Below are 17,490 nucleotides of genomic sequence, written 5' to 3' on the forward strand. Positions count from 1 at the left end.
ATGGCGCCGTTGGGCGGAGCGCGCATCGCGCTGACCGTTGTGGGCGGGTTTCTGGGCGCGGGCAAGACGACCTTGCTCAATCATGTGCTATCCACCACTCGCCGCCGCGCGGCGGTCCTGGTCAATGACTTCGGGCCGGTGGACATCGACGCCGGACTGATCGCGCAGCGCAACGACCAGGTGATCAGGCTGGCCAACGGCTGTGTCTGCTGCTCGATGGCAGGCGGCCTGGACGACGCCTTGGCGCGCGTCCTGGCGCTGGACCCCTTGCCCGAATGGATCGTGATCGAAGCCAGCGGCGTGTCGGATCCAGGCCGCATCGCGCAGGTCGGCATGGCCGATCCCATGCTGCAGCTGGAGGGCGTGGTGGTCCTGGCCGACGCCGCGAACGTGCGCGCGCTGGCGGCGGATCCCCTGTTGGCCGATACGCTGGAACGCCAGCTCAAGGCCGCGGATCTGCTGGTGCTGAACAAGACCGACCTCGCGTCCGCCGAGGAATTGCCGGCGCTGCGCCAGTGGCTGCATGCGGCGACGCGCGGGGCCGCGATGGTCGAGGCGCGGGAAGGGCGCGTGGATCTGCGTCACCTGCTGGGCGAGGGCGAGATGCACGGTCTCGCGCGTGCATGCGCCAGCGGCGCTTGCGGACATCCGGGACACATCCACCCCGCAACGTCCGATGAGCCCGACCACCCTTTCCAGAGCTGGCTATGGCGCGCGCCTGCGCTGCTCGACGCCGACAGGTTCGCCAACAGGCTGCGCGAGGCGCCCAGGCAGCTGCTGCGCGCCAAGGGCTGGGTGCGTACCGACCGGCATGGCCTGGTGCTGGTCCAACTGGCCGGGCGGCGGGTGCGGTACGACACGCAGGCCAGGCCGCCGGCCGATCTGGACGCGCCGTCGCTGGTGCTTATTGGCCTGCGCGGCGCCATCGACCCTGCCAACATGGACGCCTGGCTCGCGCAAGCGTCGGCCTGAAGGAGTGCCCCAGAGAGACATGAATTAATTGGATTACCTGTTCATATCTTTGTGATTGATTGATTCGATGTGGCCGGGAGAATGCGCCGGGGACTTGCCGGCGTTTCCTACGGCGACCTATCGACCCAATCAGTCTACAAAGGAGTGAATCATGACAGGTACTACCAACGGCGCGCGCAAGGCCGCCATCGTATTCGGCGGTTCGCGCGGCATTGGCGCCGCCATTGCGCGGCGGCTGGCTGCTGACGGCGCGGACGTGGCGTTCACCTACGTCTCGGCCCCCGAGCGGGCGCGGGAAACCGCCGCCGCGATCGAGGCGAGCGGGGCGAAGGCGCTGGCCATCCATGCCGACAGCGCGAATGCGGAGGCGATCCGGCAGGCCGTCGCGCAGGCGGTCGAGCGTTTCGGGCGGCTTGACGTCGTGGTGGTCAACGCCGGCATCATGAAGCTGGGCGGGGTGGCCGACGTGAGCCTGGCGGATCTTGACCAGATGCTGGCCATTAACGTGCGAGGCGTGTTCCTGGCCATCCAGGCAGGCGTTGCGCACCTCGCGCACGGCGGCCGCATCGTCACGATCGGCAGCAATGTGGCCGTGCGCATCGGGGGCCCGGCCGCGAGCGTCTATTCGATGACGAAGGCCGCGGTGGCCACGATGGTCAAGGGCATCGCCATCGACTTGGCGCCGCGCGGGATCACCATTAACAACGTGCAGCCGGGACCCACCGAGACCGAATTGGCGGCCCCTTATCTCGACATGGTCCGTCCGATGATTCCGCTGCAGCGGACGGGCAGCGCCGACGAAATCGCAGGGCTGGTCGCATGGCTCGCGAGCGCCGAATCGGGATACATGACGGGGTCGAGCCTGACGATCGACGGCGGGATGGTGCTGTAGCGCCGACAGGCGCGGGAGGCGGCATCGATCTTGCCGGGATCGACGCCCGGCTGACGCCGGCCGCCGCACGAGCGCCAGCCCCCCCCGTCTGGTGCAAGCGATTTCCCGCTTCTGGTTCTAGACCCTGCACGGGGGCTCACTTACCTTTGATCTGAATGCTGGCGCGCGTCGCGCCGGCGTCTATCGGAGGTATGCAATGCAGAAGACCGTCACCGCCGACATGCTGGCCGAATTCGCGGCGGCCTGGAACCGCCACGATATCGACGCCCTGATGTCCTTTATGAGCGAGGACTGCGTGTTCGAGACCGTGGCCGGCCCCGAGCGATGGGGCGCGCGCCATGAAGGGCGCGACGCGGTGCGCGCGGCCTTCGCCGCGGCCTGGGCGAACTTCCCCGATGCGCAGTGGCAGAACGCCACGCATTGGGTCGCGGGCGACCGCGGCGTATCCCAGTCCACTTTTACAGGCACCGCCGCCGACGGCTCCCGCGTGGAGGCGGACATGGTGGACGTGTTCACCTTCCACGACGGCAAGATCCGCGTGAAGAACGCTTACCGCAAGCAGCGCCCGGCCTTGCCGGCGCGCGGCTGAGGACGCCTTTCGCGCCCAGCAACCGGAACGCAGCATGGATACTCAAATGTCCTTCCAATCTGTAGGTCCGGCCCCCGCTGGCCGGACGGCGATCAGCGCGTATAACCCGGCCTACGATCCGCTGGTGTCCCCGCCCGGGCGCGGCCAGGACTACGCGCCCACCTACTGGGTCGCGACCGCCGGCCAGCCGCCCGAGGACGACGGCCCGGTCGAAGGCGATATCGACGCCGACGTGGTGATCGTGGGCTCCGGCTTTACCGGCCTGTCGGCGGCCCTGACGCTGGCCCGTGACTTCGGCGTAAAGGCCGTGGTGCTCGAAGCCAACCGCGCGGTGTGGGGCTGCACCAGCCGCAATGGCGGGCAGGGGCAGAACGCATCCGGGCGCCTGTACCGCTCGCAATGGATAGCGCGCTGGGGCCTGGCGACCGCCAAGCGCCTGGACGCCGAGATCCGCGAAGGCTTTGAATACTGGAAGAGCCTGGTGGCCCAGGTGGATTGCGACGCGCAGCCGGGCGGTCATCTCTACACGGCGCACCGCCAGAAGAAGATGGCCTTCCTGGAGAACGAAGCCCGCGTGATGCGTGAGGTGTTCGGCTACGACGCCAGGATGCTGAGCAGGGAGGAATTGCGCGAACGCTACGTGTACGACCGCGAGGCGGTGGGCGCGATGCACGAGCCGGACGGCGTGGGCGTGCATCCCTTGAAGCTTGCCTATGGCTACATGCGCCAGGCGCGGGCGCTGGGCGTGCGTATCCATCCGGGCAGCCCGGTGCTGGGCTGGCGTTCGGAGAACGGCGGCGTGCGGCTGCAGACCCCGAACGGCTATGTACGCGCGCGCCGCGTGGCATTCGCCACCGGCGGCTACACCGCGCAAGGCGTCAACCGCCTGCTGGACAACCGCATCATGCCGGTGCTGTCGAACTCGCTGGTGACGCGGGTGCTGACCCCGGCGGAGCGTGACGCCGCGGGCCTGAAAAGCACGGTGTTCATCACCGACACGCGGACCTTGCGCTTCTATTACCGCCTGCTGCCCGATGGCCGCATGCAGATAGGCAGCCGCAGCGCTCTGCGCGGCGCCGACGCGCAGCATCCGCGCCATCTGGCGCTGCTGCGCGAGGGCTTGGCGCGCAAGTTTCCCACGCTGGCGGGCGTGGACGTGGACTATTCCTGGTGGGGCTGGGTGGACGTGAGCCACGACATGATGCCGCGCGTGACGCAGCCCGATCCGGCGCAGCCGGTCTATTACGCCTTCGGCTATGGCGGCAACGGCGTGGCGTTCTCGGCCCACGCCGGCAAGCGCCTGGCGCAGCGCATGATGGGCCAGGACGGCGTGGCCTGGGACCTGCCGATCTACGACTCGCCCTTGCCGGGCCATATGTTCGCGCCGTTCCGCAGGCTGGGCCAGGGCCTGCTGTACCGCTGGTACTACCTACGAGACGAAATGCTCTAGCGTGTGCAGGTCCGGGCCCTCAGGGGCCTTTTTACTGCCGGCGGCGGCACGGCGGTAGCGCTCGACCACCTTGGCCAGCCTGGCGATGCCGGGCTCGATGTGTTCCGGCCGGATCGAGGTGAAACCGACGCGCAGGAAGTTGCGCGGCGCGTCGGCGCCGTTCATGAAGAAAACGTCGCCCGGCTCGACCACCACGCCTTCGGCCAGCGCCGCCTCCGACAGCTCGACCGCATTGAGCCAGGGCGGCCCTTGCAGCCAGCAGAACGAGGACCCGGTGATGGGGATGGACTTGAAATCAGGCAGGTGCCGCGCCAGCGCGCGGGCCAGTTCGGTGCCGCGTTCCTGGTAGGCCTGGGACTGCCTGCGCAGCAGTGAATGGTGGTGGCCCAGCGAAATGAACAGCGAAAACGCGCGCTGGATGTAAGCCGACGGATGGCGCAGCATCAGGCGGCGCAGGGCGCGCAATTCGGCGGTGAGCTCGCGCGGGGCCACGATGTAGCCGATGCGCAAGCCTGGGGCGAAGGACTTGGCCAGGCTGCCCACGTAGATCACGCGGCCGTCGCGATCCAGGCTCTTCAATGCGGGAATCGCGCCTTCGCCCCAGCGGCTCTCGCTTTCGAAGTCGTCCTCGATGATCAGGCTGTCGGCCTGGCGCGCCAGCGTCAGCAGGTTCTGGCGGCGTTCCGGCGACAGCGTCACCGTGGTGGGGCATTGGTGGCCGGGCGTGACGAAGATGTAGTCGCAGCCCAGCAGATGGGTGCCGCTGCACAGCCCTTGTTCGTCCACCGGCAGGGGCAGGAGATTGCGCGTGTGGCTGGCGAAGATGTTGCGGGCGTCGGGGTAGCCGGGGTCTTCCATGCCGACCACGGTGTCTTCATTGACCAGCAGGTCGGCCAGCAGATAGAGCGCGTGCTGCGCGCCCACGGTGATGACGATTTCCTCGGCGTCCGCCCAGACGCCGCGGCGCGGCAGGACCTGGGTGCGGATCTGTTCGATGAGCGCGGGATCGTCGTGCGTGATCAGGTCGGGCGCCCAGCTGCGGATGTCCAGCACCGACAGCGCCTTGATGCAGCACTCGCGCCATTCCGCGGTGGGAAACAGGTCCTGGTCGAACTGGGCGTAGACGAAGGGATAGGGCTGCTTCTGCCAGTCGCGCGGCTTGGTGATGTTGCGCTGGCGGGATGGCCGGAAGCGCAGTCTTTCGTCCCAGCGCACGTCCGGTTCGCCAGCGTCGCCGGGCGGGGCGTCGGACGTGGGTCCGGAATGGCCTCGCATGACCGTGTCGCTGACGAAGTGGCCGCTGCGTTCGCGCGACACCAGATAACCTTCGCTGACCAGTTGCTGATACGCAAACACGACGGTGTTGCGCGCGATGCGCAGCTGGTCGGCCAGATGCCGGCTGGACGGCACCGGCGTGCCGGGCGGCAAGTGGCCGCTGAGGATGGCGGACACCAGCATCTGGCGCACGCAGCCCTGCAGGCTGAGATTGGGCGCGCTTTCACGTTCGAACAGGCGCTCCCACAACACAGGCTTGAGCATCGAGGCCTGGCTGGACATGACGGCTCCTTGTGTAGGCCCGCGCAGCCGGTAGCCGCTGCGCAGGCGCCGTTCTTGAGGATAGAGGAGCCGGATGGGGGAAGAAATGAGGGATTGCCCGGGCGGCGTTCAGACCCGTCCCTTCCAGGGGATGGCGAATTTCTCCAGATAGCGGACCAGCAGGTCGAAGGCGAAGGCGAACACGCCGATCACGATGATGCCCATGATGACGGTGTCGCTGGCCAGGAACTGGGCCGCGTTCAGCACCATGAAGCCCAGGCCGCGGTCGGCGGCCACCATTTCGGCGGCCACCAGCGTGGTCCAGCCCACGCCGATGCCGATGCGCATGCCGGTGAAGATTTCCGGCATGGCGGCCTTCAGGATGACGTGCCAGACGATCTGCGCGGGCGTGCCGCCCATCGCGTAGGCAGCGTGAATCTGTTCGATCGACACCGAGCGCACGCCGGCGCGGGCCGCGATCGCCATGGGCGCGAAGATCGCCAGGTAGATCAGCAGGACCTTGGGGAATTCGCCGATGCCGAACCAGATGATGATGAGCGGCAGATAAGCCAGCGGCGGCAGCGGGCGGTAGAACTCGATGGGCGGATCGAAGATGCCGCGCGCGTAGCGGTTCACGCCCATCAGGATGCCGACCGGAATGGCGGTCACGCAGGCCAGAAAGAAGGCCCCGAACACCCGCGACAGGCTGGCCAGCGCATGTTCCGTCAGCGTCGAATTGGCCACGCCGTCGGTCATGGCCGAGACGAACTTGTCGTATACGGCCAAGGGCGAGGGCAGGAACAAGGGCCGCACCCAGCCGGCGCTGGTCACCAGGAACCACAACCCGATGAGCGCCAGGCTGGTGATCAGGCTGATGTGGCCGCTGTAGCCCGCGCCCGGCGCGCCGTAGACCCTGCCTGGCGCCGCGGGCTTGTGGCGCGGGTGGCTGCTAGCCATGGAAGCCTTGGGGGGAGGAGGCTCGCTCGTCGCCATAGATGATGCCAAGGACTTGTTCGCGCATGGCGATGAAGTCGGGACTGGATTTGATGCTGCGGCCATCGCGGGTCTCCAGGTAGCGCCGGTTGAAGTCCGGCGTGAAGGTGTGCGTGATGCGGCCCGGGCGGGGCGACATGACGATCAGCCGCGAACCCAGAAACAGCGCTTCTTCCACGCTGTGCGTGATGAAGAAGAACATCTTGTTGGTCTGCCGCCAGATGTCCAGCAGCAGCTCCTGGATGGTCTCGCGGGTTAGCGCATCCAGCGCCGCCATGGGCTCGTCCATCAGCAGCATGGCGGGGTTGCAGGTCAGCGCGCGCGCAATGCCCACGCGCTGCTGCATGCCGCCGGACAGTTGGTAGATCATGTGGCGGTGGAAGTCCTGCAGGCCCACCAGTTCCAGGTTGCGGCGGGCGCGGGCGCGACGGGTTTCCTTGTCCACGCCTTGCAGCTTCAGGCCGAACTCGGTGTTCTCCAGCACGTTCAGCCAGGGTAGCAGGGCATGTTTCTGGAACACCACGCCACGGTCCGCGCCGGGCCCGACGATGGGCCTGCCGCCCAGCGTGATCTCGCCCTCGGTCGGCGACAGGAACCCGGCCAGCAGGCTGAGTAGCGTGGTCTTGCCGCAGCCCGAGGCGCCCAGCGCGACGACGAACTCGCCGGGCTGGATGGTCAGGTTGACGTTCTGCAGCGCGATGACCGGCCCGCTGTCGTGCAGGCCGGGGTAGGTGACGCTGACTTTCTCCGCGCACAGGCTCTGCGTGGCGGACGTGGACTGCATGGTCATGCCGGCTCCCCTAGTTGCGACGGGCTGCGCGCAGCCCTGCGGGGCGCGAGGCAGGCGGCGCCGGACGGCCCGCCTGGCCGGGCGCGTCGCTTACTTCTCTGCCGCCTTGGCGTACTTGTCCGTGACGTGCGGGCTGTAGTCGGCCAGGGCCTTGTCGATCTGCTTCTGGTCCTTCAGGAACTTGGCGCTGGCCGCGAAAGCGCGCGCGGCGCCCGAGTCCTTGCCGCCGCCCAGCCAGACATTGGAGGCCTGTTCCTGCACCGTCGGGAAGACCAGCAACTGGAGCGCCTCGACCATGTCCTCGGGCTTGCCGCCGATCAGCTTGACGATGCTCTTGACCTGGGGCGAGTCAGCGGTCCACTTGGCGCTGTTGGCGCGGTAGTCCGCATAGGACTTGGCCAATACGCTGGTGAAGGCGGCCATGAACTTGGGATTCTTGGCGGCCCAGGCGCGGTCGACCACGATGCCGTCGAAAGTCGGCACGCTGGCCTTGCCGATCTGTTCCGAGTCGGCAATGATCTTGCCGCTCTTGGCGATCTCGGTCAGCGCGGGCGGCCAGACGTAGGCGGCGTCGATGTCGCCGCGCTGCCAGGCGGCCACGATCTGCGGCGGCTGCATGTTCAGGATGCGCACGTCGCGCGGATTGATCTTCCAGACCTGTTCCAGCCCCACCAGCAGATGGAAGTGCGAGGTGGACACGAAGGGCGTGGCGACGCGCTTGCCTTTCAGGTCGGCCGTGCTGTTGATGCCGGAACCGTTGCGCGCCACCAGCGCCTCGGATTTGCCGATGTTGTCCAGGATCCAGAACAGCTCCATGTCCACGCCGCGGGTGGCGGCGGCGGTGATGCCGGTGGAGCCCAGCACGCCGACCGGCACGTTGCCGGAAGCCAGGGCAGTGGAAATGTCGCCGCCGGAGGTGAACTGGCGCCAGTCCACCTGGTAGCCGGCCTCCTTCAATGCCTTGTCGAAACTGCCGTCGGCGATGGCCGACAGGAACGGCCCGACGATCAGCTGGTAGCCCACCACCAGCTTGGTCTGGGCATAGGCGGGAGCGGCCAGCAGCGCGGCGGCCAGGCCGGCCAGGGTGCAGCGGCGGATGAGGCGGAATATCGCGTTCATGGAGATCTCCGGGAGGGAACGGCCGCGCTCCGGCGCGACCGGCTGAAGCCAGTTTGCCCGGATGGGGCCAGAACGCTAGGTCCAGATGCCCTAATCAGTAGGAGCCAAAAAGATCCAGGCCCGCCTGCCTCGCCGGCAACGCCAGGACTGGCGCGGCCGGCGCGGCGGGATGCGGCCGGCGAGGCGGCCCGCGACATGCGCCAAAAGGGGGAGGGAGATCCTGCTAGCGGATGAGGCTCAGAAACTCGGCCCGGGTCGAGGGGTTGTCGTGGAATTCGCCCAGCATGACGGAGGTCACCATGGACGAATTCTGCTTTTCCACGCCGCGCATCATCATGCACATGTGCTGCGCTTCGATGACCACGGCCACGCCGGCGGCGTCGGTCACGGACTGCACGGCCTCTGCCACCTGGCGGCTGAGGTTCTCCTGGATCTGCAGGCGGCGCGCGTACATCTCGACGATGCGCGCGACCTTGGACAGGCCCAGCACCTTGCCGTTGGGCAGGTAGGCCACATGCGCCTTGCCGATGAAGGGCAGCATGTGGTGCTCACAGAGCGAGTACAGCTCGATGTTCTTGACCAGCACAATCTCGCGCGTGTCGGAGGTGAACAGCGCGCCGTTGACGATTTCGTCCAGGTTCTGGTCGTAGCCGCGGCACAGGTGGCGCATGGCCTTGGCCGCGCGCGCCGGCGTGTCGGCCAGCCCTTCGCGGGACGGATCTTCCCCTAGTTGTTCGAGAATGGCGGTGTAGTGCTTTTCCAATGACATCGGGGACTCCTGGGGGCGGCGCTGGTTGCGGCGCTTTACTGTGTGTAGCGTAGTGCTGCAAGTCTACCGCAGCGCGGGAAAACGATCAGACGGGGTTCGGGTCCGGCCCGGATCAGACTCCCCGGTTCTCGACGGCGTACTTGATCAATTCCGCCTGCCCATCTATGCCCAGCTTGCGCTTGATGTTCAGGCGATGGGTCTCCACCGTGCGCACCGACAGCCCCAGCGCCTGCGCGATCTGCTTGTTGGCCTCGCCGCTGGCAATGTGGCGCAGCACGTCGCGTTCGCGCTGCGTCAGCATGGTGGCGGGCGCGGTGGCCTGCGACAGGCGCACTGCCACCGCGGCGCTGAAATAGCTGCGGCCGGCCATGACGGCGTCGATGGCGGTGACGATCTCCTGCGCCGGCTCGTCCTTCAGCAGATAGCCGCGCGCGCCGGCCTTGACCGCCTGCACCATGTATTCGGGGTTGTCGTGCATGGACAGCACCAGCACCGCGATCTGCGGGTAGCGCTCATGCAGCAGGGCGGTCAGTTCCAGTCCGCCCACGCCCGGCATGTTCAGGTCCATCAGCGCCAGGTGCGGCAAGGTGCCGCCCTGCGGATCCTCGGCCAGGCACGCGGCCAGGAAAGCCTGGGCGGCGGCGGCGTTGCCGGCTTCGCCCACCACCCGCAGCTGCGGCACGGTTTCCAGGCGCAGGCGCAGCCCGTCCCGTACCAGGGGGTGGTCGTCGATCAACAGCAGTCGGATGGCTTCGGTCATGCTTCGGGGCTCGCGGGAACGGGGGCGGCGGGCAGCGGCAGCCAGGCTTGCAGCACCGTGCCGTGGGAGGTGGAGCGGAACGTCAGCGTGCCGGACAGCGCGTTCATGCGTTCGCGCATATTGCGCAGGCCGATGCCGCGGCGCGGATCCTGCTGCACTTCGGCATAGTCGAAACCGCGGCCGTCGTCGGCAATGGTCAGGCGCAGGTCGCGCGAAGAATAGGCCAGCGTCAGGTCGGCGCGGGTGGCGCCGGCGTGGCGGATGACGTTGGTCAGGGCTTCCTGGGTGACGCGGAAAAGGGCGGTGGCGTAGGCTTCGGGCAGCTTCTCCGGCTGCCCGGCGGTATGCAGGCGCACGGCCAGCGGCGGGGCGCCGTCCTGGCTGGGAATGGCGAACTCCCGGCCCAGGTGTTCCAGCGCGGCCGGCAGGCCCAGGTCGTCCAGCAGCGTGGGCCGCAAGTTGTGCGAAATGCGGCGGACCTCGCCCACGGCGGTGTTCAACCGGTCCAGCGCGCCACCCAGCGGGGTATCGATGTGGGCTAGCTGGCGCGGCTCCGTCGGCAGTGCCTGCCGCAGCCGTTCGCGCGCCGCTTCCAGGGACAGCTTGATCGACACCAGCACCTGGCTGATGCCGTCATGCAACTCGCGCGAGAGCCGTGCGCGCTCGTCTTCCTGCGAGCGCACCAGCTGCCGCGCCATCAGTCGCAGCTTGGCGTCGGACTGGCGGTGGTCGCTGATGTTCAGGGCCAGGCCGCAGGCGGCCACGCCCAGGATGGACACGGCGGCGATGCCTGCCACCCAGGCGAACATGCTGCGGATATTGGCCTGCGCGGCGGCGTCGATGCGTTCCAGCGCTTGCTGCACGTCGTCCAGATAGATGCCGGTGCCCAGCATCCAGCCCCAACGCTCCAGCACCACCACATAGCCGAGCTTTTCCTCGGTCTGGAGGGTGGACGGCTTTTCCCACAGGTAATGCACCGCTTCGCCGTCCTGGCCGCCGCGCCGGGCGGCCGTCAGCAGGTTCTGGATGACCGGCTGGCCCTTGGTGTCGCGCAGTTCCCAGAGGTCCTGGCCGACCAGTTCCGGTTGGCGCGGGTGCATCAGGTTCCTGCCCTGCAGGTCGTAGACGAAAAAATAGCCGTCGTGGCCGAATTCCATCTGCGCCAGCAGGTCGAGCGCGCGCTGGCGGGTGGCGTCGTCGTCGGCCGCCGCCTGCAGCGGCGCGATGGCGCTGTAGGCCAGGTTGACGTAGTGGCGCAGCTCGCCTTCCTTGCTGGCCAGCCAGGCGCTTTCCACCACTTGTTTTTCGCGCTGCGCGAGTTGCAGGCCTTGCACGTAGACGGCCACCGTAATGGCGGCGACGGCCACCAGCAGGGGCACCGCGGCAAGCAGCAGGATTTTCAGGCGCAGCTTCATGAAGGATTTGTATCAGCGCGAACGCGAATATTGCAGTGCAACATGTTGCGTCCCGCAATCAGGACGGGAAATTTCAGCTTGGATTTTACGATTTCCGCCAAATCATGCTGCGGCGCATTGCGTAGTAACACGTAGCGGACTTGCGTAGTTTCGCGCTTGTTGCTGCGTGGTCAAAACGAAATACTAGCGTCCGCGTCGACACGGCGCTGCGTGGACGCGCGCGTCCACCACCCCACAACAATGAGTCTGCCTTCCGCGGGACGATAAAAGCGTTTCACGCCAAAAGCATGGCGGGAGGCAAGAGGAGCACTTATGCAAACCAGCAGTAAGGGACTGGGTCAACACCTGGTCTGGCTGGCGGTTGCGGTACTGGGCGCGTTCGCGCTGGGCACCGTGGCGCTGGCCAGAGGGGAGACCATCAATGCGCTATGGGTGGTGATCGCCGCCGTATGCGTGTATTTGATCGCATACCGTTACTACAGCCGCTTCATCGCCAAGAACGTCTTCCAGCTGGATCCGACGCGCATGACGCCGGCATGGAAGCACAACGACGGCCTGGACTACGTGCCCACCAACAAGCACGTGCTGTTCGGCCACCACTTCGCCGCCATCGCCGGCGCCGGTCCGCTGGTGGGCCCGGTGCTGGCCGCGCAGATGGGTTATCTGCCGGGCATGCTGTGGATCCTGGCCGGCGTGGTGTTCGCCGGCGCCGTGCAGGACTTCACGATTCTCTTCATCTCGACCCGCCGCGACGGCCGTTCGCTGGGTGACCTGGTCAAGTCCGAACTGGGCAAGATCCCGGGCGTGATCGCGCTGTTCGGCGCCTTCATGATCATGGTCATCATCCTGGCCGTGCTGGCGCTGATCGTGGTCAAGGCGCTGACGCACTCGCCCTGGGGCACCTTCACGGTGGCCGCGACCATCCCCATCGCGCTGTTCATGGGCGTGTACCTGCGCTACATCCGTCCGGGCAAGATCGGCGAGGTGTCCATCATCGGCTTCGTCGGCCTGATGGCCGCCATCACCTTCGGCCAGGACGTGGCCGCGCACCCGGTGATCGGCCCCATGTTCGACTTCGACGGCAAGGGCCTGACCTGGATCCTGATCATCTACGGTTTCATCGCCTCGGTGCTGCCGGTGTGGCTGCTGCTGGCCCCGCGCGACTACCTGTCGACCTTCCTCAAGATCGGCACGATCGTGGGCCTGGCCATCGGCATCGTGGTGGTGGCGCCCGAGCTGAAAATGCCCGCGCTGACCCAGTTCGTCGACGGCACCGGTCCGGTGTGGTCGGGCAACCTGTTCCCGTTCCTCTTCATCACCATCGCCTGCGGCGCGGTGTCGGGCTTCCACGCCCTGATCTCCTCGGGCACCACGCCCAAGCTGATCGAGAACGAAACCCAGGCCCGCTACATCGGTTACGGCGGCATGCTGATGGAATCCTTCGTCGCCATCATGGCGCTGGTGGCGGCTTGCGTGATCGAGCCGGGCATCTATTACGCCATGAACAGCCCGGCGGCCGTGATCGGCACCACCCCCGACCAGGTCGCCCAGGTGGTGTCCAGCTGGGGCTTCGTGGTGACGCCGGCCGACCTGATCCAGACCGCCAAGGACGTGGGCGAAAGCACCATCATCTCCCGCGCCGGCGGCGCGCCCACGCTGGCCGTGGGCATGGCCCACATCCTGCACCAGGCCATCGGCGGCCCGGGCATGATGGCCTTCTGGTACCACTTCGCCATCCTGTTCGAAGCGCTCTTCATCCTGACGGCGGTCGACGCCGGCACCCGCGCTGGTCGCTTCATGCTGCAGGACCTGCTGGGCACTTTCGCCCCGACGCTCAAGCGCACCGACTCGCTGCCCGCCAACCTGATCGCCACCGGCCTGTGCGTGGCGGCCTGGGGCTACTTCCTGTACCAGGGCGTGGTCGATCCGCTGGGCGGCATCAACACGCTGTGGCCGCTGTTCGGCATCGCCAACCAGATGCTGGCCGCGATCGCCCTGACCCTGGGCACGGTGGTGCTGTTCAAGATGAAGCGCGACCGCTACGCCTGGGTCACGGTGCTGCCGACCTTGTGGCTGCTGGCATGCACGCTGACCGCCGGCTGGCAGAAGCTGTTCCACGCCGATCCGCGCGTCAGCTTCCTGGCGCACGCCGACAAGTACAACGCGGCCATCGCCGAAGGCAAGGTCCTGGCTCCGGCCAAGTCCCTGGGCGAAATGTCGCGCGTGGTGTTCAACGACTACATCAACGCCGGCCTGTGCGCGATCTTCATCTTCGTGGTGGTCAGCATCGTGGTGTTCGGCCTGCGTTCGGTGCAGCGCGCGCGCAACGAGAACAAGCCCACCTCGCGCGAAATGCCGTACGAAACGCTGCCGGCCGCTGCCGGCGCGGACTGAGCAAAGGGGAGACGACGCATGCTGTTCACCAACATGAGTTCCGCGGCCGGCGCCGCCGGCCGCTACCTGGGGCAGACGCTCCGGCTGATGGTCGGCGTGCCGGACTATGAAACCTATGTGGCGCACATGCGGCGCACGCACCCTGACCAGGAGCCGATGACTTACGAAGCATTTTTCCGCGAGCGCCAGGACGCGCGCTATGGCGGGAAGAAGCGGATCGGCTGCTGCTGACAGACAAGGCCTCGCTCGCGAGGCCTTTTTTTCGTCCAGCAGCTTCTAGGCGCCGGGTGCTTCCGCCTTTCTGCGCAGCTTTTCGGCGTAGATCACCAAGGGCACCGCCCCAATGGCGCACAGCGACATCACCAGGAATCCCCCCGGCGCATAACTGCGGTACAGCGCGCCGCCCAGCTGAATGCTGGCGAACATGAAGACCCCGCCCGACAACAGCGCATAGAGCGCAATGGCCGAGGTCTTGATCGCCGCGGGCACGTGGCGCGTGATGTACCACATGATGGCGGCGTTGTTGCCCGCAAGGGTGAAGCACTGCAGCAGCTGCAGCGCGGCGATCAGCGTGGGATCGGTGGTGGCGGATAGTCCGGCCCAGCGAACCGCCGTCATGACGGCGGACGCCAGGATCAGCCACTGCGCGCCTGTGCGGGCCAGGATGCGGGGCGCCAGGAAGAAGAACAGGACCTCGCTGGCCACGCCTACCACCCACAGCATCGAAATCAGCGAGGTCGACAGCCCGCTGGCGGTCCAGTACAGCGTGGAATAGGAATAGAGGAAGCCGTTGCTGGCCTGGACCAGCGAGGCCGCCGCGATGCACATCAACAGGGGGCGGTCGCGCAGGACCTCGAGCATGGGCAGGCGCACCGCAGGCGCGGGCGCTTCACCGGCGGCGGGGCGCGCCGCGCGGGGTAGCAGCCGTACGCAGGCCAGGCAGGCGATGATGAGCAGGATCGACAGCCACATCACCCAGTCGGCGTCGAAGGTCTTGATCAGGTAGCCGCCGGCCACGGTGACCACGGCGAAGCCCAGCGAGCCGCAGGCGCGCATGACGGTGTAGGAGCTGCCCTGGCCGCGGCCGCTGGCGATGGCCATGCGGTCCATCAGCGGTAGCACCGCCGGGAAGACGGCGTTGAGCAGCAGGGTGATCGCCAGCAGCCAGCCGGGCGTGCTGCTGAACGGGTAGCAGACGAACAGCACCAGCGACGCCGCCAGGGCCGCGGCGATCAAGGCGTGCGCGCGGCCGGTCTGGTCGGCCACGTGCGCGACGACCGGCGTGGACAGGATCTTGGGCAGGAAGGACGTGGCGACGATCAGGCCGATCATGGCGGGATCCAGGCCGCGGCTGGCGAACCACAAGGGCAGGAAGGGAATGCTGACTCCCTGCAGGCCGTAATACAGGAAGTAAAACCCGTGCAGGGCGAGGGCGCCTTGCCTGGCGTCGGGATTGCCGCGCATAGCGATGAATGGATCCGGCTGAATTGACGCGGCGTAGCATACTCCTAGCCGGGCTGGATTTCAGAAGCGGCGGAGCCTCGATGCAGGGCATGGTCAAAGAAGAGGCCGCGCCTTGATCCAGGACATTGGCAAAAGTGCACGGGCGGAATTACGCTAGCGTAGTCGTGGCGTGTATGAGCTGCGCCGCGCGTGCGTTTTCACCATCATTCCTAGGAGTTGCGACCCATGGCCAAGAAACTGGATGAGAAGACCACCAAAGCCCTGAAAGAGCGGCGCAAGCGCCCGCTGGCGACGCCGACCGACCTGGCGTCGGCGGCCACCAGGGATATTTCCGCCGCGCTGAACCAGATACTGGCCGACGTGTTCGCGCTGTATCTCAAGACCAAGAACTTCCACTGGCATGTCAGCGGGCCCCATTTCCGCGACTACCATCTGTTGCTGGACGAGCAGGGCGACCAGTTGTTCGCGATGACGGACCCCATCGCGGAACGCATCCGCAAGATCGGCGGCACGACGCTGCGGTCCATCGGGCATATCGCACGCTCGCAGCGTATCTCGGACAACGACGCGGACTATGTGCAGCCCCTGGACATGCTGGCCGAGCTGCGCGAGGACAACAAGGTCCTGGCCGCGGCGCTGCGCGAAGCGCACAACATCACCGACGAGCACCGCGACATCGCCAGCTCCAGCTTGATCGAAAACTGGATCGATGAAACCGAAAGGCGCACGTGGTTCCTGTTCGAAGCCAGCCGGGAGGGGGATTCGACGGGGCATTGAGGCGCCAGCCAGCCGGGCGCCCTCGTCCTGCCAGGCCGGCTTGCCCGCCTCAGCCGTGCTTCCCGAAACCGCCGCTGGCCCACTCCGATGCGCGCTGTACGCTCAGCTTGTACGTCGGCGCAACATGGGTTTGTGCCAGTTGCTCGCCGGATTCATCGTAGGCGCTCAGTACGGCGTACGGCTCGTCTTCATCGGGAACGATATCCAGCTTGACGGTCAGGCGGCCGGCGGCGGCGTCGATTTTCACGCTCTTGTGCAGCGTGGCGTGCAATTGCTGCTCGTGGCGGCGCAGGACTTCCCTGGCGGTCTTGACCAGGGTGATGAAGGCGGGGGAATCGAGCGGCTTGGGGTTCTTCTTGTCGCGGCCCATGGTCCATGGACCGACCAGCGCCGGCTCGGCCTCTCCGTCCATGGTCATTTCCACGGCCCAGCCGTCGTCTTCCTCGTTCTTGATGATGCGGGCGGTCCAGCCGTCGTCGCGCCACAGCGTGGGTAGCTGCTCTTTGCGGTCTTCGGGGGCATCAATATCCGGCATGCGGGCGTCGTTCACTGCTGGTTTTCTCCTGAATTCGTTTGCTCGCCAACCCATGATTGTGGCGCATCACGGCTTCCTGCCAAAATAGCAGGTGGCTTGGGCGGTTTTCTGACCCGCCGTCGAATTCAGCCCACAAAATACGCAAGTCACCTTGCCGAACGTGTACTCAGGGATTCCTGCGATACAGCGCCAGAGAGCCGGCCAAGGCCAGCAATGCGCCGCCACAGGCGCGATCCAACCAGAGGGCGCCGTCGCGCTTGAGCAAGCGGATCGCCTTGGCGCCAGCGGACGCATAGGTAAACATGACGAGAAGGTTAATGGCCGAAAAAACGGTCGCCAGCGTGACGTACTGCGGTATCTGGGGCGCCTGCGTGGAAATGAACTGCGGCAGAAAGGCCGAGAAAAACAGATAGCCCTTGGGATTGGTGACGGCGACCAGGAAGCTCCGTAGAAAGACCGAGCGGCCGGCGGGCGCTTGCGCGGAAGACTCGGCGGGTAGCGTCACCGAACCGGACGACCGGAATAGCCGGATACCCAGGTACGCAAGATAGACGACACCAATCCATTTGATGGCCGAGAACCAGAATTCGGAGGCCGCCAGCAAGGCGCCCAAGCCCAGCGCCACCGCGCTGATCAGTACGAAATCCGCCAGCACCGCGCCCATCATGCCGGGCAGCGACGCGCGGACCCCGAGATTCGCGCCGTTGGCAAGTGCCAGCAGAACCGTCGGGCCGGGTGTCGCAATGCCCACGAAGGCAACCACGGCGAAAACGAGAAGCGTGTCAGTCATGCGCGGATTTTCCAGTTTGGTCGGCCGCCAGGCAAGTTCAGCTGGATGGCGGTGGCCAGGCCGGCGCGCCCGGGCGCCGCGATGCGCGTGGCGGCGGCGGCGGCCAAGGCCCAGAACAGGCCGATGGGCGCGAACTCGGTCGCGACCATGCTGAAGGATGCCAGGCCCAGCACGGTAATGGCGAGCCAGGGGTGCGCAGGAGGAATGTGATGGGATCGAGGGGGCATCGGGCGGGTGGCTGCGCT

18 protein-coding genes are annotated in these 17,490 nt (G+C 66.8%); 7 read left to right on the top strand and 11 right to left on the bottom strand.

The window, feature by feature from the left end; all coding sequences use genetic code 11:
- From AXYL_RS14350 to AXYL_RS14365, 4 genes are all read left to right on the top strand, one after another.
- On the top strand, nucleotides 1-972 hold the full coding sequence (locus AXYL_RS14350) for a CobW family GTP-binding protein (protein ID WP_013393522.1): 972 nt from the start codon (nucleotides 1-3) through the stop codon (nucleotides 970-972).
- A gap of 151 nt (nucleotides 973-1,123) precedes the next feature.
- Nucleotides 1,124-1,864 (top strand): SDR family NAD(P)-dependent oxidoreductase, encoded by a 741-nt coding sequence (locus tag AXYL_RS14355; protein WP_013393523.1) that lies wholly within the window; start codon nucleotides 1,124-1,126, stop codon nucleotides 1,862-1,864.
- Between the two features lie 196 nt (nucleotides 1,865-2,060).
- A complete protein-coding gene (locus tag AXYL_RS14360) occupies nucleotides 2,061-2,453 on the top strand; it encodes a nuclear transport factor 2 family protein (RefSeq protein ID WP_013393524.1) in 393 nt (130 codons plus the stop codon).
- A 46-nt stretch (nucleotides 2,454-2,499) separates the two neighbouring features.
- Entirely contained in the window at nucleotides 2,500-3,903 is a 1,404-nt protein-coding gene (locus tag AXYL_RS14365; RefSeq protein ID WP_202798617.1) for an NAD(P)/FAD-dependent oxidoreductase, read from the top strand.
- On the opposite strand, the gene AXYL_RS14370 is transcribed toward AXYL_RS14365, so the two are convergent.
- The 7 genes from AXYL_RS14370 to AXYL_RS14400 form a co-directional block, all read right to left on the bottom strand.
- Nucleotides 3,883-5,460 (bottom strand): PLP-dependent aminotransferase family protein, encoded by a 1,578-nt coding sequence (locus AXYL_RS14370; protein ID WP_013393526.1) that lies wholly within the window; start codon nucleotides 5,458-5,460, stop codon nucleotides 3,883-3,885. The two genes, AXYL_RS14365 and AXYL_RS14370, sit on opposite strands and share 21 nt — an antisense overlap.
- Before the next feature lie 108 nt (nucleotides 5,461-5,568).
- Complete coding sequence (locus AXYL_RS14375; protein ID WP_013393527.1) at nucleotides 5,569-6,396, bottom strand: ABC transporter permease subunit; 828 nt, start codon at nucleotides 6,394-6,396, stop codon at nucleotides 5,569-5,571.
- Entirely contained in the window at nucleotides 6,389-7,222 is an 834-nt protein-coding gene (locus AXYL_RS14380; RefSeq protein ID WP_013393528.1) for a taurine ABC transporter ATP-binding protein, read from the bottom strand. The genes AXYL_RS14375 and AXYL_RS14380 overlap by 8 nt, the downstream gene beginning before the upstream one ends.
- Nucleotides 7,223-7,312: 90 nt before the next feature.
- Nucleotides 7,313-8,341: a taurine ABC transporter substrate-binding protein gene (tauA, locus tag AXYL_RS14385; protein ID WP_013393529.1), complete on the bottom strand. Its 1,029-nt coding sequence runs from the start codon at nucleotides 8,339-8,341 to the stop codon at nucleotides 7,313-7,315.
- Nucleotides 8,342-8,564: 223 nt separating this feature from the next.
- Nucleotides 8,565-9,110 (bottom strand): GTP cyclohydrolase I FolE, encoded by a 546-nt coding sequence (gene folE, locus AXYL_RS14390; protein WP_013393530.1) that lies wholly within the window; start codon nucleotides 9,108-9,110, stop codon nucleotides 8,565-8,567.
- 112 nt (nucleotides 9,111-9,222) lie between these two features.
- A complete protein-coding gene (locus AXYL_RS14395; protein WP_013393531.1) occupies nucleotides 9,223-9,870 on the bottom strand; it encodes a response regulator in 648 nt (215 codons plus the stop codon).
- A complete protein-coding gene (locus tag AXYL_RS14400) occupies nucleotides 9,867-11,285 on the bottom strand; it encodes a cache domain-containing protein (RefSeq protein WP_013393532.1) in 1,419 nt (472 codons plus the stop codon). Before AXYL_RS14400 ends, AXYL_RS14395 begins: the two co-directional genes overlap by 4 nt.
- Nucleotides 11,286-11,597: 312 nt before the next feature.
- On the opposite strand from AXYL_RS14400, the gene AXYL_RS14405 reads away from it, so the two are divergent.
- Together AXYL_RS14405 and AXYL_RS14410 are read left to right on the top strand one after the other, a co-directional pair.
- Entirely contained in the window at nucleotides 11,598-13,679 is a 2,082-nt protein-coding gene (locus AXYL_RS14405; RefSeq protein ID WP_013393533.1) for a carbon starvation CstA family protein, read from the top strand.
- 18 nt (nucleotides 13,680-13,697) lie between these two features.
- Nucleotides 13,698-13,910, top strand: coding sequence for a YbdD/YjiX family protein (locus AXYL_RS14410; protein WP_013393534.1), 213 nt, complete (start codon nucleotides 13,698-13,700; stop codon nucleotides 13,908-13,910).
- Between the two features lie 45 nt (nucleotides 13,911-13,955).
- On the opposite strand, the gene AXYL_RS14415 is transcribed toward AXYL_RS14410, so the two are convergent.
- On the bottom strand, nucleotides 13,956-15,143 hold the full coding sequence (locus tag AXYL_RS14415) for an MFS transporter (RefSeq protein WP_013393535.1): 1,188 nt from the start codon (nucleotides 15,141-15,143) through the stop codon (nucleotides 13,956-13,958).
- A 225-nt stretch (nucleotides 15,144-15,368) separates the two neighbouring features.
- Between AXYL_RS14415 and AXYL_RS14420 the strand changes: the two genes are divergently transcribed.
- Nucleotides 15,369-15,920 carry a Dps family protein gene (locus AXYL_RS14420; RefSeq protein ID WP_013393536.1) on the top strand — a complete coding sequence of 184 codons (552 nt, stop codon included), beginning with the start codon at nucleotides 15,369-15,371 and terminating at the stop codon, nucleotides 15,918-15,920.
- Between the two features lie 49 nt (nucleotides 15,921-15,969).
- Here AXYL_RS14420 and AXYL_RS14425 read toward each other — a convergent pair whose 3' ends face one another.
- The 3 genes from AXYL_RS14425 to AXYL_RS34860 form a co-directional block, all read right to left on the bottom strand.
- On the bottom strand, nucleotides 15,970-16,470 hold the full coding sequence (locus tag AXYL_RS14425) for a hypothetical protein (RefSeq protein ID WP_013393537.1): 501 nt from the start codon (nucleotides 16,468-16,470) through the stop codon (nucleotides 15,970-15,972).
- A gap of 151 nt (nucleotides 16,471-16,621) precedes the next feature.
- Nucleotides 16,622-17,245 carry a LysE family translocator gene (locus AXYL_RS14430; protein ID WP_013393538.1) on the bottom strand — a complete coding sequence of 208 codons (624 nt, stop codon included), beginning with the start codon at nucleotides 17,243-17,245 and terminating at the stop codon, nucleotides 16,622-16,624.
- Nucleotides 17,242-17,472, bottom strand: a complete 231-nt coding sequence (locus AXYL_RS34860; protein WP_148260603.1) for a hypothetical protein — start codon at nucleotides 17,470-17,472, stop codon at nucleotides 17,242-17,244. The genes AXYL_RS14430 and AXYL_RS34860 overlap by 4 nt, the downstream gene beginning before the upstream one ends.
- Nucleotides 17,473-17,490 lie beyond the last annotated feature (18 nt).

Source organism: Achromobacter xylosoxidans A8 (assembly GCF_000165835.1).
GTDB lineage: Bacteria > Pseudomonadota > Gammaproteobacteria > Burkholderiales > Burkholderiaceae_B > Achromobacter > Achromobacter xylosoxidans_B.

Excerpts from the sequence above, each read along its gene's own strand:
- AXYL_RS14400 (WP_013393532.1), bottom strand. The coding sequence starts at position 11,285 with ATGAAGCTGCGCCTGAAAATCCTGCTGCTTGCCGCGGTGCCCCTGCTG.
- AXYL_RS14365 (WP_202798617.1), top strand. The coding sequence starts at position 2,500 with ATGTCCTTCCAATCTGTAGGTCCGGCCCCCGCTGGCCGGACGGCGATC.
- AXYL_RS14355 (WP_013393523.1), top strand. The coding sequence starts at position 1,124 with ATGACAGGTACTACCAACGGCGCGCGCAAGGCCGCCATCGTATTCGGC.
- AXYL_RS14350 (WP_013393522.1), top strand. The coding sequence starts at position 1 with ATGGCGCCGTTGGGCGGAGCGCGCATCGCGCTGACCGTTGTGGGCGGG.
- AXYL_RS14395 (WP_013393531.1), bottom strand. The coding sequence starts at position 9,870 with ATGACCGAAGCCATCCGACTGCTGTTGATCGACGACCACCCCCTGGTA.
- AXYL_RS14380 (WP_013393528.1), bottom strand. The coding sequence starts at position 7,222 with ATGACCATGCAGTCCACGTCCGCCACGCAGAGCCTGTGCGCGGAGAAA.
- folE (WP_013393530.1), bottom strand. The coding sequence starts at position 9,110 with ATGTCATTGGAAAAGCACTACACCGCCATTCTCGAACAACTAGGGGAA.
- AXYL_RS14420 (WP_013393536.1), top strand. The coding sequence starts at position 15,369 with ATGGCCAAGAAACTGGATGAGAAGACCACCAAAGCCCTGAAAGAGCGG.
- AXYL_RS14370 (WP_013393526.1), bottom strand. The coding sequence starts at position 5,460 with ATGTCCAGCCAGGCCTCGATGCTCAAGCCTGTGTTGTGGGAGCGCCTG.
- tauA (WP_013393529.1), bottom strand. The coding sequence starts at position 8,341 with ATGAACGCGATATTCCGCCTCATCCGCCGCTGCACCCTGGCCGGCCTG.
- AXYL_RS14410 (WP_013393534.1), top strand. The coding sequence starts at position 13,698 with ATGCTGTTCACCAACATGAGTTCCGCGGCCGGCGCCGCCGGCCGCTAC.
- AXYL_RS14415 (WP_013393535.1), bottom strand. The coding sequence starts at position 15,143 with ATGCGCGGCAATCCCGACGCCAGGCAAGGCGCCCTCGCCCTGCACGGG.
- AXYL_RS14405 (WP_013393533.1), top strand. The coding sequence starts at position 11,598 with ATGCAAACCAGCAGTAAGGGACTGGGTCAACACCTGGTCTGGCTGGCG.
- AXYL_RS14430 (WP_013393538.1), bottom strand. The coding sequence starts at position 17,245 with ATGACTGACACGCTTCTCGTTTTCGCCGTGGTTGCCTTCGTGGGCATT.
- AXYL_RS14375 (WP_013393527.1), bottom strand. The coding sequence starts at position 6,396 with ATGGCTAGCAGCCACCCGCGCCACAAGCCCGCGGCGCCAGGCAGGGTC.
- AXYL_RS14360 (WP_013393524.1), top strand. The coding sequence starts at position 2,061 with ATGCAGAAGACCGTCACCGCCGACATGCTGGCCGAATTCGCGGCGGCC.
- AXYL_RS34860 (WP_148260603.1), bottom strand. The coding sequence starts at position 17,472 with ATGCCCCCTCGATCCCATCACATTCCTCCTGCGCACCCCTGGCTCGCC.